The sequence below is a fragment of the Pseudomonas sp. B34(2017) genome, from assembly GCF_002112915.1.
GTDB lineage: Bacteria > Pseudomonadota > Gammaproteobacteria > Pseudomonadales > Pseudomonadaceae > Aquipseudomonas > Aquipseudomonas pharyngis.
In genome coordinates, this window is the sequence record NZ_NEJA01000009.1 from 104,196 (window position 1) to 122,552 (window position 18,357).

General features: G+C 60.7%; 22 protein-coding genes. 11 read left to right on the forward strand and 11 right to left on the reverse strand.

Features of this window, described 5'->3' with window-relative positions; genetic code table 11:
• Positions 1-37 precede the first annotated feature (37 nt).
• From CAF80_RS26145 to CAF80_RS26160, 4 genes are all read left to right on the forward strand, one after another.
• Positions 38-994, forward strand: a complete 957-nt coding sequence (locus tag CAF80_RS26145) for a LysR family transcriptional regulator (protein WP_085668140.1) — start codon at positions 38-40, stop codon at positions 992-994.
• Between the two features lie 83 nt (positions 995-1,077).
• The gene (locus CAF80_RS26150) at positions 1,078-1,542 is read left to right on the forward strand and encodes a MarR family winged helix-turn-helix transcriptional regulator (RefSeq protein ID WP_085668139.1); all 465 of its coding nucleotides are present in this window, start codon (positions 1,078-1,080) and stop codon (positions 1,540-1,542) included.
• A 271-nt stretch (positions 1,543-1,813) separates the two neighbouring features.
• The gene (locus CAF80_RS26155; RefSeq protein WP_034155242.1) at positions 1,814-2,233 is read left to right on the forward strand and encodes an organic hydroperoxide resistance protein; all 420 of its coding nucleotides are present in this window, start codon (positions 1,814-1,816) and stop codon (positions 2,231-2,233) included.
• 33 nt (positions 2,234-2,266) lie between these two features.
• Positions 2,267-3,280 carry an alpha/beta hydrolase gene (locus tag CAF80_RS26160; RefSeq protein WP_039770463.1) on the forward strand — a complete coding sequence of 338 codons (1,014 nt, stop codon included), beginning with the start codon at positions 2,267-2,269 and terminating at the stop codon, positions 3,278-3,280.
• A gap of 65 nt (positions 3,281-3,345) precedes the next feature.
• Here the strand turns inward: CAF80_RS26160 and CAF80_RS26165 are convergent, their stop codons facing one another.
• Both CAF80_RS26165 and earP read right to left on the reverse strand, forming a co-directional pair.
• The gene (locus CAF80_RS26165) at positions 3,346-3,915 is read right to left on the reverse strand and encodes an elongation factor P (protein ID WP_007955690.1); all 570 of its coding nucleotides are present in this window, start codon (positions 3,913-3,915) and stop codon (positions 3,346-3,348) included.
• A 48-nt stretch (positions 3,916-3,963) separates the two neighbouring features.
• Positions 3,964-5,106 (reverse strand): elongation factor P maturation arginine rhamnosyltransferase EarP, encoded by a 1,143-nt coding sequence (gene earP, locus CAF80_RS26170; RefSeq protein WP_039770466.1) that lies wholly within the window; start codon positions 5,104-5,106, stop codon positions 3,964-3,966.
• A gap of 124 nt (positions 5,107-5,230) precedes the next feature.
• Here earP and CAF80_RS26175 point away from each other — a divergent pair, with 124 nt between their 5' ends.
• Together CAF80_RS26175 and CAF80_RS26180 are read left to right on the forward strand one after the other, a co-directional pair.
• Positions 5,231-5,638 (forward strand): hypothetical protein, encoded by a 408-nt coding sequence (locus CAF80_RS26175; RefSeq protein WP_039770468.1) that lies wholly within the window; start codon positions 5,231-5,233, stop codon positions 5,636-5,638.
• A gap of 2 nt (positions 5,639-5,640) precedes the next feature.
• Complete coding sequence (locus tag CAF80_RS26180) at positions 5,641-6,123, forward strand: GreA/GreB family elongation factor (protein WP_074687988.1); 483 nt, start codon at positions 5,641-5,643, stop codon at positions 6,121-6,123.
• Positions 6,124-6,131: 8 nt separating this feature from the next.
• On the opposite strand, the gene cysB is transcribed toward CAF80_RS26180, so the two are convergent.
• From cysB to CAF80_RS26205, 5 genes are all read right to left on the reverse strand, one after another.
• A complete protein-coding gene (cysB, locus tag CAF80_RS26185) occupies positions 6,132-7,106 on the reverse strand; it encodes an HTH-type transcriptional regulator CysB (RefSeq protein WP_003183769.1) in 975 nt (324 codons plus the stop codon).
• Positions 7,107-7,219: 113 nt separating this feature from the next.
• A complete protein-coding gene (locus CAF80_RS26190) occupies positions 7,220-7,723 on the reverse strand; it encodes a universal stress protein (protein ID WP_007955683.1) in 504 nt (167 codons plus the stop codon).
• 98 nt (positions 7,724-7,821) lie between these two features.
• A complete protein-coding gene (locus tag CAF80_RS26195) occupies positions 7,822-8,727 on the reverse strand; it encodes a 5'-nucleotidase (RefSeq protein ID WP_039770472.1) in 906 nt (301 codons plus the stop codon).
• Positions 8,728-8,750: 23 nt separating this feature from the next.
• Positions 8,751-9,704, reverse strand: coding sequence for a putative 2-dehydropantoate 2-reductase (locus CAF80_RS26200; protein ID WP_074687990.1), 954 nt, complete (start codon positions 9,702-9,704; stop codon positions 8,751-8,753).
• The gene (locus CAF80_RS26205) at positions 9,704-10,090 is read right to left on the reverse strand and encodes a co-chaperone YbbN (RefSeq protein WP_039770475.1); all 387 of its coding nucleotides are present in this window, start codon (positions 10,088-10,090) and stop codon (positions 9,704-9,706) included. The genes CAF80_RS26200 and CAF80_RS26205 overlap by 1 nt, the downstream gene beginning before the upstream one ends.
• Here CAF80_RS26205 and CAF80_RS26210 point away from each other — a divergent pair.
• Positions 10,089-10,532 (forward strand): PilZ domain-containing protein, encoded by a 444-nt coding sequence (locus tag CAF80_RS26210; RefSeq protein WP_039770477.1) that lies wholly within the window; start codon positions 10,089-10,091, stop codon positions 10,530-10,532. The genes CAF80_RS26205 and CAF80_RS26210 overlap by 2 nt on opposite strands.
• A gap of 130 nt (positions 10,533-10,662) precedes the next feature.
• Complete coding sequence (locus CAF80_RS26215; RefSeq protein ID WP_007908583.1) at positions 10,663-11,739, forward strand: 3-deoxy-7-phosphoheptulonate synthase; 1,077 nt, start codon at positions 10,663-10,665, stop codon at positions 11,737-11,739.
• A 68-nt stretch (positions 11,740-11,807) separates the two neighbouring features.
• Here the strand turns inward: CAF80_RS26215 and CAF80_RS26220 are convergent, their stop codons facing one another.
• Positions 11,808-12,089 (reverse strand): GNAT family N-acetyltransferase, encoded by a 282-nt coding sequence (locus CAF80_RS26220; protein ID WP_007955658.1) that lies wholly within the window; start codon positions 12,087-12,089, stop codon positions 11,808-11,810.
• Between the two features lie 637 nt (positions 12,090-12,726).
• Between CAF80_RS26220 and oprI the strand changes: the two genes are divergently transcribed.
• Positions 12,727-12,978 carry an outer membrane lipoprotei OprI gene (gene oprI, locus CAF80_RS26225; RefSeq protein ID WP_025113130.1) on the forward strand — a complete coding sequence of 84 codons (252 nt, stop codon included), beginning with the start codon at positions 12,727-12,729 and terminating at the stop codon, positions 12,976-12,978.
• Positions 12,979-13,101: 123 nt separating this feature from the next.
• Here the strand turns inward: oprI and CAF80_RS26230 are convergent, their stop codons facing one another.
• The 3 genes from CAF80_RS26230 to CAF80_RS26240 all read right to left on the reverse strand — a co-directional run bounded on the left by CAF80_RS26230 (position 13,102) and on the right by CAF80_RS26240 (position 15,139).
• On the reverse strand, positions 13,102-14,073 hold the full coding sequence (locus CAF80_RS26230; protein WP_039770479.1) for a L,D-transpeptidase family protein: 972 nt from the start codon (positions 14,071-14,073) through the stop codon (positions 13,102-13,104).
• Positions 14,074-14,182: 109 nt separating this feature from the next.
• A complete protein-coding gene (locus tag CAF80_RS26235) occupies positions 14,183-14,476 on the reverse strand; it encodes a hypothetical protein (protein ID WP_003226812.1) in 294 nt (97 codons plus the stop codon).
• Between the two features lie 57 nt (positions 14,477-14,533).
• Positions 14,534-15,139 carry an arylesterase gene (locus tag CAF80_RS26240; RefSeq protein ID WP_007955652.1) on the reverse strand — a complete coding sequence of 202 codons (606 nt, stop codon included), beginning with the start codon at positions 15,137-15,139 and terminating at the stop codon, positions 14,534-14,536.
• Between the two features lie 10 nt (positions 15,140-15,149).
• Here CAF80_RS26240 and CAF80_RS26245 point away from each other — a divergent pair, with 10 nt between their 5' ends.
• Together CAF80_RS26245 and CAF80_RS26250 are read left to right on the forward strand one after the other, a co-directional pair.
• A complete protein-coding gene (locus CAF80_RS26245) occupies positions 15,150-15,833 on the forward strand; it encodes an ABC transporter ATP-binding protein (RefSeq protein ID WP_074687992.1) in 684 nt (227 codons plus the stop codon).
• Positions 15,833-18,337 carry an ABC transporter permease gene (locus CAF80_RS26250; protein WP_074687994.1) on the forward strand — a complete coding sequence of 835 codons (2,505 nt, stop codon included), beginning with the start codon at positions 15,833-15,835 and terminating at the stop codon, positions 18,335-18,337. The genes CAF80_RS26245 and CAF80_RS26250 overlap by 1 nt, the downstream gene beginning before the upstream one ends.
• Positions 18,338-18,357 lie beyond the last annotated feature (20 nt).

Below are 18,357 nucleotides of genomic sequence, written 5' to 3' on the forward strand. Positions count from 1 at the left end.
TGGCTGTGCTAAATCCGCATAGGCACTGAGCTGATTCATGAATCCCAATCAATTGACCGAACAACTGGGGCTGTTTCTCGATGTACTCGAGAGCGGCAGCTTTTCTGCGGCTTCGCGCCGGCATCCGCTGACGCCCTCCGCCGTTGCCCGGCGTATCGACAGTCTGGAAAGCGCGGTCGGCAGCCAGTTGTTCATCCGCAGCACTCACGCGGTGCGCGCCACGCCGGCAGGTCTGGCGTTTGCCGAACGGGCGCGGCGGATTGTGGCGGAGTTGCAACTTGCCCGGGCTGAAGCGGTGTCCCTGAGCAGCGCGCCGGAGGGACTGATTCGGGTGGATGCGCCAGCAGCGTTCGGGCGTCGGCATCTGGCGCCGGTGATTGCCGATTTTCTGGTGCTGTACCCGGGGCTGGATGTGCAACTGCATCTGATCGACAGCTTCGTCGACATGGACGGTTCAAACCTGGGCAAGGTCGATCTGGTGTTGCGCGCCGGGCAAATGGCTGACACCCGGTTGGTCGCTACACCGTTAGCGAGCATGGTGCGCATCGCCTGCGCGAGCCCCGGCTATCTCAAGCGCCGCGGTGTGCCGAGCGAACCCGCGCAATTGAGCGAGCATGACGGCCTCGATTGGGACGGCCTCGCCCCGCCCTTCGCCTGGCGCTTCGAACAGAACGGGCAGATGCAACTGCACCGCCCGGCGCGGGTGCGCATGAGCGCCAACAACGCCGAGGCGCTGGTGTGCGGCGCGCTGGCGGGACTCGGGATCGCGCATCTACCGACCTGGCTGGCCAGCGAATACCTGTTGCGCGGCGAGTTGCTGCCGCTGTTCTGTGAAAACGGCCTGCCAAAACCGGAGAGCACCGGCATCTATGCTTTGCGACTGGAGCAACAGGCCAGCTCCCGCAGCCGCCTGCTGCTGGAATACCTCAAAACCCGGTTCAGCCCCGTGCCGCCGTGGGATCTGGCCCTGCAACGTGAGCTGGGCCGGCACTGACCGATTCGCCACCGGGCACAATTGTCTGGCGCATTAAAGATTCGAGCGCTAGATTCATCTGCATCACCGTTCAAGGCACTGACATGACCACCGACCGCAACACCTCCGATCACTGCGAAGACCTGCTGCTCGACAATCAGGCCTGCTTCGCCCTGCATTCCACTTCGCTGATGATGACCAAGGTCTACAAGCCGCTGTTGCAAGCGCTTGGCCTGACGTATCCGCAATACCTGGCGATGATGGTGCTGTGGGAGAAGGATGGTTTGACCGTCGGAGAAATCAGCACGCGCCTGCTGACCGATCCGGGCTCGCTGACCCCACTGCTCAAGCGGCTGGAAGGTGAAGGTTTGCTCAGCCGGACCCGCAGTCGTGAGGATGAGCGTGTGGTGATCGTTGAACTGACTGCCCAGGGACGCGCCTTGAAAGACAAGGCCCGGACCGTTCCACAATGCATCCTGGGGGCCAGTGGCTTCACGCTGGAGCGCCTGCAAAACCTGCAAGCCGAGTTGCAGGCCTTGCGTGGTCATTTGCAGGACAGCCTCGCTTAAGATCGTCCTTTCCTGTGGGCGCAGCCTTGCGCCTGCAGGCGTATCGCCCCTTCCCCGCTTATCACCGAAAAATTTTTCATCTCGTTTTACATTCAAAAAATCCTTAAATATCAAAAGCTTGAGATCACGTCACTTCCCAATCCAAGCGCTAATTCGTGCTTTCTTCAAAAATTTATCTTGCGCACTAAATATTCGCGCAGTACATTTACTTCGCACCTAGTTAGCGCGCAAATAATTAGCGCAACAAACCACACTTACTGAGGCTCACACCATGCAAACTCTCTACACCGCAATCGCAACCTCCACTGGCGGCCGTGACGGTCGTGCGATTTCCAGCGACAACATCCTCGACGTCAAACTCGCCACTCCGAAAGAACTCGGCGGTGCTGGCGGCGCAGCCACCAACCCTGAGCAACTGTTCGCCGCCGGCTACTCGGCCTGCTTTATCGGCGCCCTGAAATTCGTCGCCAGTCAGACCAAACGCAAAATCCCGGACGACGCCTCGATCACCGCTCACGTCGGCATCGGCCAGATCCCTGGCGGTTTCGGTCTGGACATCGACCTGCACATCAGTCTGCCGGGCCTGGAACAGGCTGACGCACAAAGCCTGGTCGACGCGGCTCACCAGGTCTGCCCGTACTCCAACGCCACTCGCGGCAACGTCGATGTGCGTCTGCACGTCACCGTGTAATCACTGACACTCAGGCCCGTACAGGAAATGAACATGAACACTTTCAGCAAAGTCTTGACCGGTACTCTTCTCGCCCTGTCCATCCACAGCGCATTCGCCGGGGAGGTTGAACACAACACCCAGGCGTTCCTTGATGTGCTGAATGCCGGCACCGGCAAACCGATGGAACAGATGACGCCCAAGGATGCCCGCGCCGTGCTGACGGGCGCGCAGTCCGGGGTCAAACTGACGCTACCCAAAGCGGACGTCAGCGAGAAAACCATCCAGGTCGATGGCCAACCGTTGAGCCTGACCATCGTCCGGCCGGCCGGGGTCAAGGGCGAGCTGCCGGTGTTCATGTTCTTCCACGGCGGCGGCTGGGTGCTGGGAGATTTCCCGACCCACGAACGCCTGGTGCGGGATCTGGTGGTCGGCTCGGGGGCGGCGGCGGTGTTCGTCAATTACACCCCTTCGCCGGAAGCGCATTACCCGGTGGCGATCAACCAGGCTTACGCCGCCACCAAGTGGGTGGCCGAACACGGCAAAGAAATCAACGTCGACGGCAAGCGTCTGGCGGTGGCGGGCAACAGCGTCGGCGGCAACATGGCGGCAGTCGTCGCCCTGATGGCCAAAGACAAAGGCACGCCAGCGATCAAATTCCAGGTGCTGCTGTGGCCGGTGACCGATGCCAATTTCGATACCGGTTCGTATAACCAGTACGCCGAGGGGCACTTCCTCACTCGCAACATGATGAAGTGGTTCTGGGACAACTACACCACCGACGCCAACCAGCGGAACGAGGTCTACGCCTCGCCTTTGCGGGCAACCACTGCGCAATTGAAAGGTCTGCCGCCTGCGCTGGTCCAGACTGCGGGGGCCGACGTGCTGCGTGACGAAGGTGAAGCCTATGCCCGCAAACTCGACGAAGCCGGCGTACCGGTGACCTCGGTGCGCTACAACGGCATGATCCACGACTACGGTTTGCTCAACGTGGTCAGCCAGGTGCCGGCGGTGCGCTCGGCGATGCTGCAGGCCTCGGAAGAACTGAAGCAGCACCTGAAGAAGTAATTTTCATCAGGCACAAAAAAGCCCGACTCAATGGTCGGGCTTTTTCTTTCCGCAAAAAGCAGTGCTTATTTGGCACGGCCTTTGTAGGAACCGCCTTCGCGGGTATCGATCTCGATCATGTCGCCGATTTCGATGAAGTCAGCAACCGACAGCTCGGTACCGTTCTTCAGTTTGGCAGGCTTCATCACCTTGCCGGAAGTGTCGCCGCGAGCGGAACCTTCGGTGTAGTCAACCTGACGCACGATGGTGGTCGGCAGCTCTACGGAAACCAGACGGCCTTCGAAGAATACGGCTTCGCAAACGTCGGTCATGCCTTCTTCCACGAATGGCAGAACGCTTTCGATGTCTTCGGCGTTCAGCTCGTACATGGTGTAGTCGGTGGTGTCCATGAACGTGTAGGAGTCACCGCTGATGAAGGACAGGGTCGCTTCTTTGCGGTCCAGGATCACGTCGTCCAGCTTGTCGTCCGCACCGTAAACGGTTTCGGTCTTGTAACCGGTCAGCAGGTTCTTCAGCTTGGTCTTCATGATCGCGCTGTTACGGCCCGACTTGGTGAATTCAGCTTTCTGAACCAGCCAAGGATCGTTGTCGATACGGATCACGGTACCGGGTTTGAGTTCTTTACCAGTTTTCATTGCGAATATCCGAATTTGGATGGGATTTACAAAAATCTAGGCCGCGTATCATATCCAATTTCGGTAAAACTGTACCAGCGCCGTCGCAAGATCGGCCTGCAAGGCTTGTTCCAGACACCACGCGCGGGCATTTTCCTGCAGTTCGGGCCAGTGTTTACGGGCCTCAAGCCAGTGGTCGCCGATAGGCTGGCCGGCACTCCAAGCGCGCCAGAGACCGTTCATCGCCTCGGCGGCAGCGGGCGAAAGGCGTTTTGTGTAAAGCGTAAGGAAGGCATCGAGCTTGTCGAGGTGGATGTCTTCGTCCTGCTGATAGATGTGCCACAGCATCGGCCGCCCCGCCCACTGCGCCCGAACGAACGAGTCCTCGCCGCGCACCGCATTGAAATCGCAGCACCAGAGCAATTGATCGTATTGATCCTGACGGACGAACGGCAGCACCTGCAAGGTCAGCGACTGACGAACGTGCATTGCCCCGACCGGCAGCGACTCGACTCCGAGCCAACGGGCGACATCGCCGAGAATCCGTCCTTCCGGCACCAGCAGATGGATAGGCGTAGCGTCCGCCGCGAGCACATCCAGCCAACTGGCGAGTCCGGCATTCTCGTAGGCAAACAGCGAAATCAGCTGCGCACCGGGCGCAGGAGCTATTCCCAGAGCGTGCAGGAATTGTCGCTGCGCCTCGGGATTCTGTTGAAACTGCTGACGCCGCTCCAGTAAACCGCTCTCACGCAGCAAGCCGCCGGTCCCCGGCTGAAATCCCGGAAAGAAAAAGTACTTCTGCACCGACTTGTACTTCACCGACGGCAGACCGTGGCAGCCAACCACCCAGTCTTCAGCGCTGAGATAGTCGAGGTTCATCCACAACGGCGACTGTTCCCGTGCGGCCATGGCGTCCATGTAAATGCTCGGCAACTGGCAGGCAAAAGCCGCGATCACCACGTCGGCCGCTGCTGATTCCTGCCACTCAGCCGGCCAGTGCCGGACTTCGACGCCCTGCTGCCATTGCTGATCGAGGCCGATGTCGATTTCCGGGCAAATGCGTTCGAAAGCGCGCAGGTCATCGACCCACAATCGCACCGTCATTGCCTGCTCGCTGACCAGTTGCCGGGCCAGACGCCAGGTCACGCCGATGTCGCCGTAGTTATCGACGACCGTACAAAAAATGTCCCAGCGGGTGTTCAGTGGCGGCATTCAAGGCTCCCGTTGGCAAAAGCGCCGATTGTCCGCATAAATGTCTTCGCGCAGAAGAGCCGACGGCAATTAATCTTCGTGCGACAATCGCTGCTCGCCCGCATACATCCGCCAGGAGGCAGCCATGCCCTATCGTCCCAACCCGCGTCGCCCGTTACCTGTTCAGCTTAGCGCGCTGCAATTGACTGGCAGCATTGCCCTGGGTCTGTGGCTGGGTTTCCTGGCCATTGCACTTACTTGCTGGCTCGCCTCGCTGTTGTTCAGCCGTCAATTGCAGCCGGTGGCGGAAGCGGTGCAACAACTGAGCAAGCCTCCGGTAGCCGCCCAGCCGCAGCCAGAACCTGAGCCACAAAACCGCCTGTTCGAACAGTACGAAGAAAACCTGCGCAAGAACGAACAGCAGGCACGCCTGGACCAGGCCCGTGGCAGCACACGTAATCTGTCGAACCCCAAATGCCAGTTCTGGCTGCAACAGGATCAGACGGCCCCCAGCGAAAAGAGCCGCGCCAACGTCCTGCAATTCTGCGATTGATCATGAATAAACAGACGGTTCACCAACTGATTCTCGACAAGCTGCGCGTCGATCTCGACATCGCCGAACGCGCGGCGCAAACCGCTTACGAAACCGCAACCCACGAAGAGAACATCGCCGAAAACAAGTACGACACTCTGGGCCTCGAGGCGTCGTATCTGGCGGCGGGCCAGGCGAAACGGGTCGAGGAAATTCGTCAGTCACTGGCGCTGTGCCAGAACCTGACGCTGCGCGCGTATGACGATCAACGCGGGATTGAGATCGGCGCCCTGCTCGGTCTGGAAGACGAAAAGGGTCGCGAGCAATGGCTGTTTCTGGCGCCGGATGCGGCGGGTCTGAAAGTCGATGTGGTGGGTCAGCCGATTACCGTCATCACCCCGCGCTCGCCGCTGGGCAAAAGCCTGCTGGGCAAGTTCGAGGGTGACGAGGTGGAGATTCTGGTGGCGGGCACCCGGCAACAGTTTGCTGTCACCGAGGTGCTGTAGACGGGGACTTAGTGGACGGGCAGTTCGACACCATCGAAAAGCTCTTCCAGTTCCTGCTTGTTGTGGCACTGAATGGCCTTGGCCATGACTTCGCGGGTCAGGTGCGGCGCGAACTTCTCGATGAAGTCGCACATGAAGCCGCGCAGGAAGGTGCCGCGGCGGAAACCGATCTTGGTCACGCTGGACTCGAACAGTTCGCTGGCATCGAGCACCACCAGATCGTTATCCAGTTTGGTGTCGACCGCCATTTTCGCCACGATGCCAACACCCAGGCCCAGACGTACGTAGGTTTTGATCACGTCGGCGTCGGCAGCAGTGAACACCACTTTTGGCGTCAGGCCGCGATGGCTGAAGGCTTCGTCGAGTTTCGAACGGCCGGTGAAACCGAACACGTAAGTCACGATCGGGTATTCGGCCAGCGCTTCAAGGGTCAGCTTCGGCAGTTTGGTCAGCGGGTGGCCCTGAGGCACGACCACGCAACGGTTCCACCGATAGCACGGCATCATCACCAGATCGCCGAACAGCTCCAGCGCTTCGGTGGCAATGGCGAAATCGACGGTGCCGTCAGCGGCCATCTCGGCGATCTGCATCGGCGAGCCCTGGTGCATGTGCAGCGCCACGTCCGGGTATTGCTTGATGAAATTGCTGATCACCGGCGGCAGCGCATAGCGTGCCTGGGTGTGAGTGGTGGCGATCGACAGGGTGCCCTTCTTCTCGTTGGAGAATTCCTGGGCGATCTGCTTGATGCTTTCGACCTTGCGCAGAATTTCACCGGCAGTGGTGATGATGCGCTCGCCGGCTGGCGTGACACGGGTCAGGTGCTTGCCGCTGCGGGCGAACACTTCGACGCCCAGTTCGTCTTCCAGCAGACGGATTTGTTTACTGATGCCCGGTTGCGAGGTGTAGAGGCTTTGGGCTGTAGCGGAAACGTTGAGGTCGTGGTGCGCCACTTCCCAGATGTAGCGCAATTGTTGAAGCTTCATATGAATCCCTCAAAGCAGGTAGACGCCACGGGCATCAGCGACGGTATATAACTATATTAATGGTTTGAAGAATAAATCTAGAACTTTTTTATCAAAGTGCCATTATTCCTGCTTCAGCGATCCTCCCGACGCCGACGCTCCACCAGCGGCACCAGATAAACCGGCACCTTGGACAATTGCAGCAGCCGGGCCGCCGTTCGCCCCAAAGGTGTTTCCGCCCCGACCCCGTGGCTGTGACTTCCTACGATCAGCAAATCGACAGAGAGTTTCTGCACCTGATCGAGAATCACCTGTGACGGATCGCCCTGCAGCACCCGTACTGCGCGTATCCGCTGCAGGTCCTGCTCGCCCTCGTCCCCCAGTTCTTCGCGAAAACTGTCGAGCACCCGCTGCTCGATATTGGCAATGACCGTTTTCAGACCCTGACTGTGAAATTCGTTCAATGCCTGTTCGTCGAGATAGCTCTGCAACACCGATTCGGCAAACAGCCCCATGGGCTCCACCGCGTGCACCACGTACAGATCGGCATTGAACGTTCGCGCCATCGCCAGGGCATGCTGCATCACTAACGGTGCGTACAGACCGAGGTCAGTGGCATACAGCATCGAACGAATCATATGACCTCCTCGCGTGCCAACATGGCGGAGATTTGATTCAGCTTAGCAGTGCCTTGGCGAGTACGACGTGCGACGCAACGTCTTGAACCACGAGGGCTTTAGACCGCCGGTTCGTTGCTGATGCCGTGGGGCACGTGACCGGTCGCCACCACTTCCCGGGCCAGCTCGCAGTGGCCGGCCTGATCGTCGAAAAACACGTCGGCGGCGAAGGCTTCGAGGAACGCCGATTTGGTCAGGCCGCCGAGGAACAGCGACTCGTCCAGACGAATGTCCCACTCGCGCAAGGTGCGGATCACCCGCTCATGGGCCGGAGCCGAACGCGCGGTGACCAGTGCGGTGCGGATCGGGCACTCCTCATCGGAGAACTCGCGCTGCAACAGATTGAGCGCCGCGAGAAAGCCCTTGAACGGCCCGCCGCGCAACGGTTCGCGAGCGGATTCACGCTCCTTGGCCTGGAAGGCTTCGAGGCCACCGGATTGATAGACGCGCTCCGACTCGTCGGAAAACAGCACCGCATCACCGTCGAAGGCGATGCGCAATTCGTCGCTGGCCGCACGACTGGCGCCGCCGGACAGAATGGTCGCCGCCGCGAAACCGGCATCCAGCGCGGCGCGTACGTCTTCGGCATGGGTGGAGAGAAACAGGTCGCAACCGAAAGCCTTCAGGTACGGATAAGGACTGCGCCCGCCAACGAACGCCGCACGGGAGATCGCCAGGCCGTAGTGACCAATGGAGTTGAAAACGCGCAGGCCGGTGTCGGCGCTGTTGCGCGACACCAGAATCACCTCGACCCGGGCGCGACCGAGGCGACTGTTGAGATTGAGCAGTTTTTCCACCAGCGGAAAGGCATCACCCGGCGCGAGGATTTCGTCTTCGTGTTCGATCTGATATTGCCGATAGGCTTCGACGCCGCTCGACAGGTAGACCTTGTGACTCTCACTGAGGTCGAACAGGGCACGGGACGAGATCGCCAGCACCAGTTTGTCATCGATGTTCTTGGCCATGCCTTTCCCCCAATGCGACCGGTTTAAACGTTGCGCCGGTCGATAAAGCTCAATGTGCGATACAACGATTCGATACGCGGCAACTCGCAGCCTGCCGCTTTTGCCGCCGCCAAAGGACGAGCGTAGATCGCCTCCAGCTCCAGCGGTCGCTTGTGCAGGAAATCGTGATACATGCTCGGCCAATAGTCGGGCATTTTCTCGGTCATCATGAACAGGTATTCGGCGTAACCGGGCGGCATGTCGTGGCCGCAGGCCTTGGCGCCCTGCACCACTTCAGCCATCAGTGCCTGAATCAATGCGCGACTGTCATTGTCGGCCATCAACGGCGTGGTGCCGGCGCCGAGCAATACCGAAAGCCCGTTATAGGGAATGTTCCACACCAGTTTCTGCCAGCGCGCCTGATGCAGGTTCGGCATCGCCTGGGAATCGAGACCGGCGGCCCTAAACAGACTGGCGCCCTCCTCGACGATTGCCATGCGCGCCGCGTCATCCGCTGCCGGGCCGCTGTGATAACCGACGTTCACCGCCCCCAGCGCCTGGTGGGTGACCTGGCCCGGCCCTTCGCGGTGGACGCAGATCAGGCACAAGCCGCCCAGCAAATGCAGGGAGTCGGGCAGCAATGCCCGCAAGCTGTCTTCGACGTCGAGGCCGTTTTGCAATACCAGCACTTTCGCGCCGGGTTTCGCCGCCTGAATGATCGACGGCGCCAGCCCGGCATTGCTGGTGGTCTTGGCGCCGACCAGCAGCCAGTCGCAGGGCGGCATGTCTTCAGCCGACGAATAGGCCTGCACCGGGCTCAGCGTCAACGCACCATGCACGGCACTGTCCACCTGCAAGCCGCGTTCGGCGACTGCGGAAAATTCACTGCGCAACAGAAAGTGCACATCGAACCCGGCCCGGGCGAGCATCACCCCGTAAAACCCGCCGATGGCGCCGGTGCCAATGATCCCCACCACCGGTTTGTTCACTGCTCCCATTACGGCAACTCCTCTGCAATTCGACCCAGCGCCTGCGCCACGGCTGCGTTCAGCTCATCGGCATTCAGGCGCGTGTGTACCGCCCCAAAGAACTCGCCGTCGCGCACCACAAACAGCGCCGGCAAATGAAAGACCTGATAACGCTCGACCAGTCCGCCGTTGTCACCGGCATCGATCCAGCACACGCGATCGACGACCAGATCGAGCCCCGGCAACACTTCGCGGGCATAGCGGCAACTGGCGCAGCCGACGCTGGTGAAAATCACCAGCGAAACGCCGCTCATCGTCAGCAGCCGCTGGTCGGCGTCGAAATCGGTCAGCTGCGATTCGACCACTATACTGGGGGAAACAATGTCAAATGGCCGACACAGGGAGTCTGTGCTCATGGGACGGTTTATTCCTCATCCGGATGAAGTACCCGTTGAGTTGACCTTGCTCACACCGGAGTGTATTTCGCGTCAACGGCTGCACACTATCAGCCTCGGCGGCATCGCTTGCAATTACCACCGTGCCTGGCGCCATGGCACCGCATTGCAAGTGCGCATGCCCACCCTCAACGCCGACATCTGTTATCCGGGCTACGTGGCCTGGTGCCTGCGACGTAAAAAAGGCTATCTGGTGGGCATCGCCTTCACCGACGAACAGACGCTGTTCAGCGCCCGAATGGGTGAGCAGGTGTGTCAGATCGAACGCTATTGCCGACTCAACTACGCCCACGAAGACCTCCAGGATATTCAGGCCCTGGCCCTGCAATGGGTCGAACAACACGCCGACGAGTTCTCCCACGACACCGTTCGCAAGGCTTTCGCGCAGCCTGTGCTGGACTGAACAGTGACTTGCCCATTGTCTAGCAGGCGCCTAACGCGATAAGGTTCGGCTCCCCGACGCGCTTAAATCCGCTGTGCTCCGCCGCGCGGGGATCGCTGGCGGCCGGCACCCGTGACCTGACGAGTAAACGATGGCTGATTTACCGATCAACGACCTGAACGTCGCTTCCAACGAGACCCTGATCACTCCCGATCAGCTCAAGCGTGATATCCCTCTGAGCGACGCGGCCCTGCGCACCGTCACCAAGGGTCGCGAAGTCATCCGCAACATTCTCGATGGCACCGACCATCGTCTGTTCGTGGTGATCGGCCCCTGCTCGATCCACGACATCAAGGCTGCCCATGAATATGCCGATCGCCTGAAGGTGCTGGCGGCAGAAGTCTCGGACACCCTGTATCTGGTCATGCGCGTGTATTTCGAGAAGCCACGGACCACCGTCGGCTGGAAAGGCCTGATCAACGACCCGTACCTGGATGACTCGTTCAAGATCCAGGACGGTCTGCACATCGGTCGCCAGCTTCTGCTGGACCTGGCCGAGAAAGGCCTGCCGACCGCGACCGAAGCCCTCGACCCGATCTCCCCGCAGTATCTGCAGGACCTGATCAGCTGGTCGGCCATCGGCGCACGGACTACCGAATCCCAGACCCACCGCGAGATGGCTTCCGGCCTGTCCTCGGCGGTCGGCTTCAAGAACGGCACCGACGGCGGCCTGACCGTGGCGATCAACGCCTTGCAGTCGGTCTCCAGCCCGCACCGTTTCCTGGGCATCAACCAGGAAGGTGGCGTGTCGATCGTCACCACCAAGGGCAACGCCTACGGCCACGTGGTGCTGCGCGGCGGCAACGGTAAGCCGAACTACGATTCGGTGAGCGTCGCCCTGTGTGAGCAGGCGCTGAACAAGGCGAAGATCAAGCCGAACATCATGGTCGATTGCAGCCACGCCAACTCCAACAAGGATCCGGCCCTGCAACCGCTGGTGATGGAGAACGTCGCCAACCAGATCCTCGAAGGCAATCAGTCGATCATCGGCCTGATGGTCGAAAGTCACCTGAATTGGGGCTGCCAGGCCATCCCGAAAGACCTCGCCGACCTGCAATACGGCGTGTCGATCACTGATGCCTGCATCGACTGGTCTGCTACCGAGAACACCTTGCGCAGCATGCACGCCAAGCTCAAGGATGTACTGCCCAAACGTCAGCGCAGCTGAGAGCCGTTTCGCAGGCACAAAAAAACGCCGGGCATTGCCCGGCGTTTTTGTGTGTGCGGTGAGGTCAGTCAGATCTTGGCGGTGCGCCGCTGATGACGCTCCATGTAGCGCTCCACGTAGGAGCACGAAGGAATGACCGTGTAACCCATTTCATCGGCGTATTGCAGCGCCCGCTCGGTCAGGGCTGCCGCAATGCCTCGGCCACGCAGCGCGTTGGGCACGAAGGTGCGGTAGATATCCAGGGTCTGTTTCCCCAGATCCATGTAGGTCAGGTAGGCACGATGACCGTCCACATTGGTCTCGAACTGATGACCAGCCTGGTCATGGTGGATGGACAACGCCTCGCTCATCACTACTCCTCGCGGGTCTCGAATTCTGACCCCTACCTTACCGATGTTTTCCCGGCGAAGGAACATCTACGCCACCCCGTGCCTGATGGACACCGAGAAGAACTGCACCGATCTCGCGCAACCCGAGCACGTATCAAATAGTAGGCACCATTGGCGAAAATGCTCAAGGTACGCTCGTCATCGTGCGAATTGACGGGGCAGTTCCGGTGGACTCAGGGCCGGTTCGGGAGACGATCTTCCCGAGCCGAAAGGCTGAACATCGCCGGATGTTGAGACTTAAGACGAGCCGCCTGTTTTAAAGTCACCTCAACATGGACAAAGATATGCGAGGCGCTGCGCAAATTCGCAACAAAAGTGTGGACGAATCCATATAGACAGACTTTGGCCACTACCTGCAAAACAGCGCACGGCACCGGGAACTTTTTCTCATTAACTCGCTCATCTCGCGGCTTACAGCTGGATATTTTTTATACAGCGCAGTTAAAAGTTGCTCGAAAAAGAATCAACGCCTACAATTTTTTTTGCTTCTTGCCTTACGTCAGTTTACTTACTACAAGTAATGGGTAGTATGTACGCCGGCTATTTCCTCAATCGGAGGAGACAGCCACTTAATTGAAAGTCCTTGAAGGGGAACACGATGAACAACGTTCTGAAATTCTCTGCTCTGGCTCTGGCCGCAGTTCTGGCTACCGGTTGCAGCAGCGCATCGAAAGAAACCGAAGCACGTCTGACCGCTACTGAAGACGCAGCTGCTCGCGCCCAGGCTCGTGCAGATGAAGCTTACCGTAAAGCTGATGAAGCTCTGGCTGCTGCTCAAAAAGCACAACAGACCGCCGACGAAGCTAACGAGCGTGCTCTGCGCATGCTGGACAAAGCTAGCCGCAAGTAATAATCCTCCGGGATTGTTATCGAGCCGACCCATTTTTTGGGTCGGCTTTTTTGTGCCCGCTGTTTTCTACGGGCGACAAAAAACCCGCCGATGCAATAGCCTCGGCGGGTTCTGTCTTACAGCTTATTGCTGGAGGTCGATCGGTGCGCTGGAGACCATCGGCGCCGAAGTGTTCGGCGTGCCGATTTCAGTTGGCAGGCCATCTTCGGCCGCCACCACATCACGCACCACATCCCAGTTCATGCGCAGATTGTTGGTGATGTCTTCGCGCTTGAGCATCGCATTGATCACGGCGGTGTGCTTGTCGACCACCGACGGGTTGCCCTTGTCGTCAATCGGCGTGTGCGCTTCCAGATAGACCTTGCCGCCACTGCGACCGAACTTGTACGCATCGTTGATGATCCGCACCGACGTACCCACCGGCACCATGCTGGCCATTTCCAGCACGTTGTTGTTGAACATGCGGAAGCAACCGTGGCTGGTGCGCATGCCGATGCCGAACTTCTTGTTCGAACCGTGGATCAGGTAGCCTGGAGTCCCCAGGGTGAACTTGAACGGGCCCAGCGGGTTGTCGGGACCGGCGGGCACCACGTTCGGCAACGGATCGCCATCGGCGGCGTGCTCGGCCTTGATCGAGGCAGGCGGCGTCCAGGTCGGGTTCGGAGTCTTGGCAGTGATCGAAGTGTGGGCAATCGGCGAACCCCAGCCCTCACGACCAATTCCCAATGGGAAGGTGTACACCACGTTCCGGCCCTTCGGGTAGTAGTAGAGACGGTATTCGGCCAGGTTGATCACGATGCCTTCACGCGGCCCCGGCGGCAGGATGAAGCGGGTCGGCAAAACCACTTCGGTACCGGCACCCGGCAACCAGGCATCGACGCCCGGGTTGGCCGCGACCATCTCCGAATAACCCAGATCGTAGGTGGTGCCCAGATCGGCAAAAGTGTCTTCGTACTTGGCCTTGATCACCTGCACCTGGCCGATGATGTCCTCACCGGGTGGTGGCAGGGGAAACTCCAGTGCGGCAACGGGACCGGCCACACACAGGGCGGCAAGAGACAGGCAGCGGGTGACGGCAGGAAAACGCGGCAACATCCGGAGAATCCTTCGCAAGATCGACAAGGGTATAAGAGCGCGATTGTACACCGCGCCCAGGGAATTCGGGGAGATGCGCCGATAGACCGCGATATCGACGAAAAAGGACTCAGAGCTCGAAACGCAGCTCAGGCCAGATAGGCGAAGTGCCGCGCTTCTGCGATTCGAGGATCGCCCGGCACAGCGAGCACAGGCGCTGATCCTGGAACACCCGGCGATCCACGCTCGACCAGCGCGGTTGCGCCGGCAGCAGACTGCCGCACAGGGTGCGGTCCGCCGAACCACCGAGTTCCAGTTGACGGGTCACCAGATGCACCCGCACTTCCTGGCAGGCGAACAGATCCAGCTGTTCGTCAGGCTCGATCAGTTGGTAGGCGAACAGGGACCAGGCAGGACGCGGCATCGGGGGCTCCAAATAAGGGGGCGCCACATTAGCCGAAAGCCTGCCGCTAGAAAAGCCTCATAGCAGCGGTTTTAGCGTCGGCCAGACATTTTCCAGCAACTTGCCCTGAGCCCCGGCCGCCGGGTGCAGACCGTCGGCCTGCATCAGGTCCGGATGCCCGCCCACGCCGTCGAGGAAAAACGGCACCAGCGGGATTTTCTTCTCCTCGGCGAGTTTGCCGTAGACCTCGGCAAAGGCATCGGTATAGCGCTTGCCGTAGTTGGGTGGCAATTGCATGCCGAGCAACAGCACCTTGGCACCACTTTGGCGAGAGCTGTCGATCATCGAAGCAAGATTTTGTTGCAATTGCGTCGGCGGCATTCCGCGCAGGCCATCGTTGCCGCCCAATTCGAGGATCACCAGTTCCGGCTTGTGCTCTGCAAGCAGCGCCGGCAGCCGCGCCTGGCCTCCGGCGCTGGTGTCGCCACTGATGGACGCATTGACCACCTTATCGTCAAAACCTTCGGTCTTGAGCCGCTGTTCAAGCAACGACACCCACCCAAGCCGGGTATCCAGTCCGAAACCCGCGCTGATACTATCGCCAACGATCAGGACTGTACCCGCCGCTGCGTTCTGGGCCATGCACATCAAGGCCAGGCCAGCACTCAAAAACCACACACGCATCGGATTCTCCATGGGCGCAAGCATTCTCACCGCGAAGAACCTTAGCAAAGTGGTTCCCAGCGCGGAAGGTGAACTGACCATCCTGCACGAACTCAGCCTGGAACTGAACAAGGGCGACAGCCTGGCCATCGTCGGCGCGTCCGGTTCCGGTAAATCCACCCTGCTGGGTCTGCTCGCCGGCCTCGATCTGCCGAGTAGCGGCGAAGTGACGCTCGCCGGGCAAGGCCTGAGCAATCTCGACGAAGACCAGCGCGCGCGCATTCGCGCCGAGCACGTGGGCTTCGTCTTTCAGTCGTTCCAATTGCTCGACAGTCTGAACGCGCTGGAAAACGTCATGCTGCCGCTGGAGCTCGACGGCCGCAAAGACGCCCGAAGCCGCGCCACCGAACTGCTGCAACGGGTCGGCCTCGGCCAGCGCCTGACTCACTCGCCACGTCAGCTCTCCGGTGGTGAGCAGCAGCGCGTGGCAATTGCCCGGGCCTTCGCCGCCGAGCCGGACGTGCTGTTCGCCGACGAACCCACCGGCAACCTCGACAGCCACACCGGCGAGCGCATCAGCGACTTGCTGTTCGAATTGAACAAGGAACGCAGCACCACCCTGGTGCTGGTGACCCACGACGAACGCCTGGCCCATCGTTGCCGGCGCCTGATCCGTCTTGAAGCCGGCCTGTTGGTCGCCCCTCTGGAGCCTTGATGGCACGTCTGCCGCTGTTGCGTCTGTTCAGCCTCGCCCTGCGCCAACTGCTGCGCGATGCCCGCGCCGGTGAACTGCGGGTGCTGTTTTTCGCCTTGGTGGTGGCGGTCGCGGCGAGTACCGCGATCGGCTATTTCGGCGCCCGCCTCAACGGCGCGATGATGCTGCGCGCCACCGAGTTTCTCGGGGCCGACCTGTCGCTCGAAGGCAGCTCGCCGGCTCGTCCGGAACAAATCCGGAGCGGCACCGAGCTGCGCCTGGATCATGCGCAGGTGGTGGAGTTTTCCAGCGTCATCGCCACGGACAACGGCATTCAGCTCTCCAGTATCAAAGCCGTCGACCGCGCCTATCCGCTGCGCGGCGAACTGAAAAGCGCTCCCGTCCCTTACGCGACAGAGGAGGCTGGAGGCGAGCCGCAGCCCGGTGAAGCCTGGGTCGAAGCGCGCCTGCTGACAGCGCTGGACCTGAAGATCGGCGACAGCATCGACGTCGGCATGAAGACGCTGAAACTGACGCGAGTGCTGACTTACGAACCGGATCGCGCCGGTAACTTCTACAGCCTGACGCCACGGGTGCTGATCAACCTCGACGACCTCGCCGCCACCGGCGTGGTGCAACCCGGCAGCCGGGTGAGCTACCGCGAGCTCTGGCGCGGTGAGCCGCAAGCGCTGGAAACCTATCGCCAACTGATCAAACCGGGCCTTGCCGCCAACCAGCGAATTCAAGATGCCCGCGATGGCAACCGGCAGATCGGCGGTGCACTGGGCAAGGCCGAACGCTATCTGAACATGGCCAGTCTGGTCGCCGTGCTTCTGGCCGGGGTGGCGGTGGCGTTGTCGGCCAACCGCTTCGCCAGTCGCCGCTTCGATGCCAGCGCCCTGCTGCGTTGCCTGGGTCTGTCACGCCGGGAAACCCTGGTGCTGTTCAGTCTGCAATTGACGGTGCTCGGCCTGCTCGCCAGCCTCGGCGGCGCCCTGCTCGGCTGGCTCGCACAATTGGGCTTGTTCGCGCTGCTGCATGATCTGCTGCCGACCGACGTACCGCCGGGTGGCTTGCTGCCGGCACTGGCCGGCATCGGCACCGGGCTGGTGGCGCTGGCCGGTTTCGCCCTGCCACCGCTCGCCGCACTGGGCCGCGTGCCGCCGTTGCGGGTATTGCGTCGGGACATGCTGCCGATTCCATCGAGCACCTGGATGGTCTATGGCGCGGCACTCGGCGCGCTCGGGTTGATCATGTGGCGCCTGAGTCTGGACCTGCTGCTGACGTTCGCCCTGCTCGGCGGCGGTGTGGTCGCCGCGCTGGTACTCGGCGGCTTGCTGCTTTTGCTGCTGCAAAGCCTGCGTCGCCTGCTCGCTCGCGCGTCTCTGCCGTGGCGCCTCGGGTTGGGTCAGTTGTTGCGCCATCCCTTGGCGGCAGCCGGCCAGTCACTGGCCTTCGGGCTGATCCTGCTGTCCATGGCGCTGATCGCCTTGCTGCGCGGCGAATTGCTCGACACCTGGCAGAACCAGTTGCCGAAAAACGCACCCAACTATTTCGCCCTGAACATCCTGCCGGCAGACAAACAGGCCTTCACAGATCACCTGATCAATGTCTCGGCCCAGGCCGCGCCGTTGTACCCGGTGGTGCCGGGACGCTTGATCAGCATCAATGGCGAAGCGGTGCAGCAGATTGTCAGCAAGGATTCGGCCGGCGACCGCGCGATCCAGCGCGACCTGAGCCTGACCTGGGCGGCCGATCTGCCGGCGGGCAACAAGATCACCGCCGGTTCGTGGTGGACCGGCCGGCCTTCGGACGATGTTCCGGGCGTCTCGGTGGAAGGCAAGGTGGCCGAAAGCCTCAAGCTCAAACTGGGCGATCACATGGTGTTCAGCGTCGGCGGGGTCAATCGTGAAGCGAAGGTCACCAGCCTGCGGGAGATCAACTGGGACAACTTCCAGCCGAACTTCTTCATGATCTTCCAGCCCGGCACTCTGAAGGATCTGCCGGCGACTTACCTGACCAGCTTCTATCTGGCGCCCGGTCACGATCAGCAGATCGTCGAGCTGTCGCGAACATTCCCGGCGGTGACCATCCTGCAGGTCGAAGCCTTGCTCGAACAGCTGCGCAGCATCCTCGCCCAGGTCACCCTGGCGGTGGAGTATGTGTTGTTGTTTGTATTGGCGGCGGGGATGGCGGTGCTGTTTTCCGGGTTGCAGGCAACGCTGGACGAACGCATTCGCCAGGGCGCACTGCTGCGTGCGCTGGGTGCCGAGCGCCAGTTGCTGATCAAGGCGCGACGAATCGAGTTCGGCTTGCTCGGAGCGGTCAGCGGGTTGCTCGCGGCGATCGGTTCGGAAGTGGTGAGTCTGGTGCTGTATCGCTTCGCCTTCGACCTGCCATGGCATCCCCATCCGTGGTTGCTGCTGTTGCCGTTGATCGGCGCGGCGCTGATCGGTGGCGCCGGCGTGTTCGGCACGCGACGTGCGCTGAACGCCAGCCCGCTGACAGTGTTGCGCGAGGGTTGATAGACTCCAGCGATCTCCAT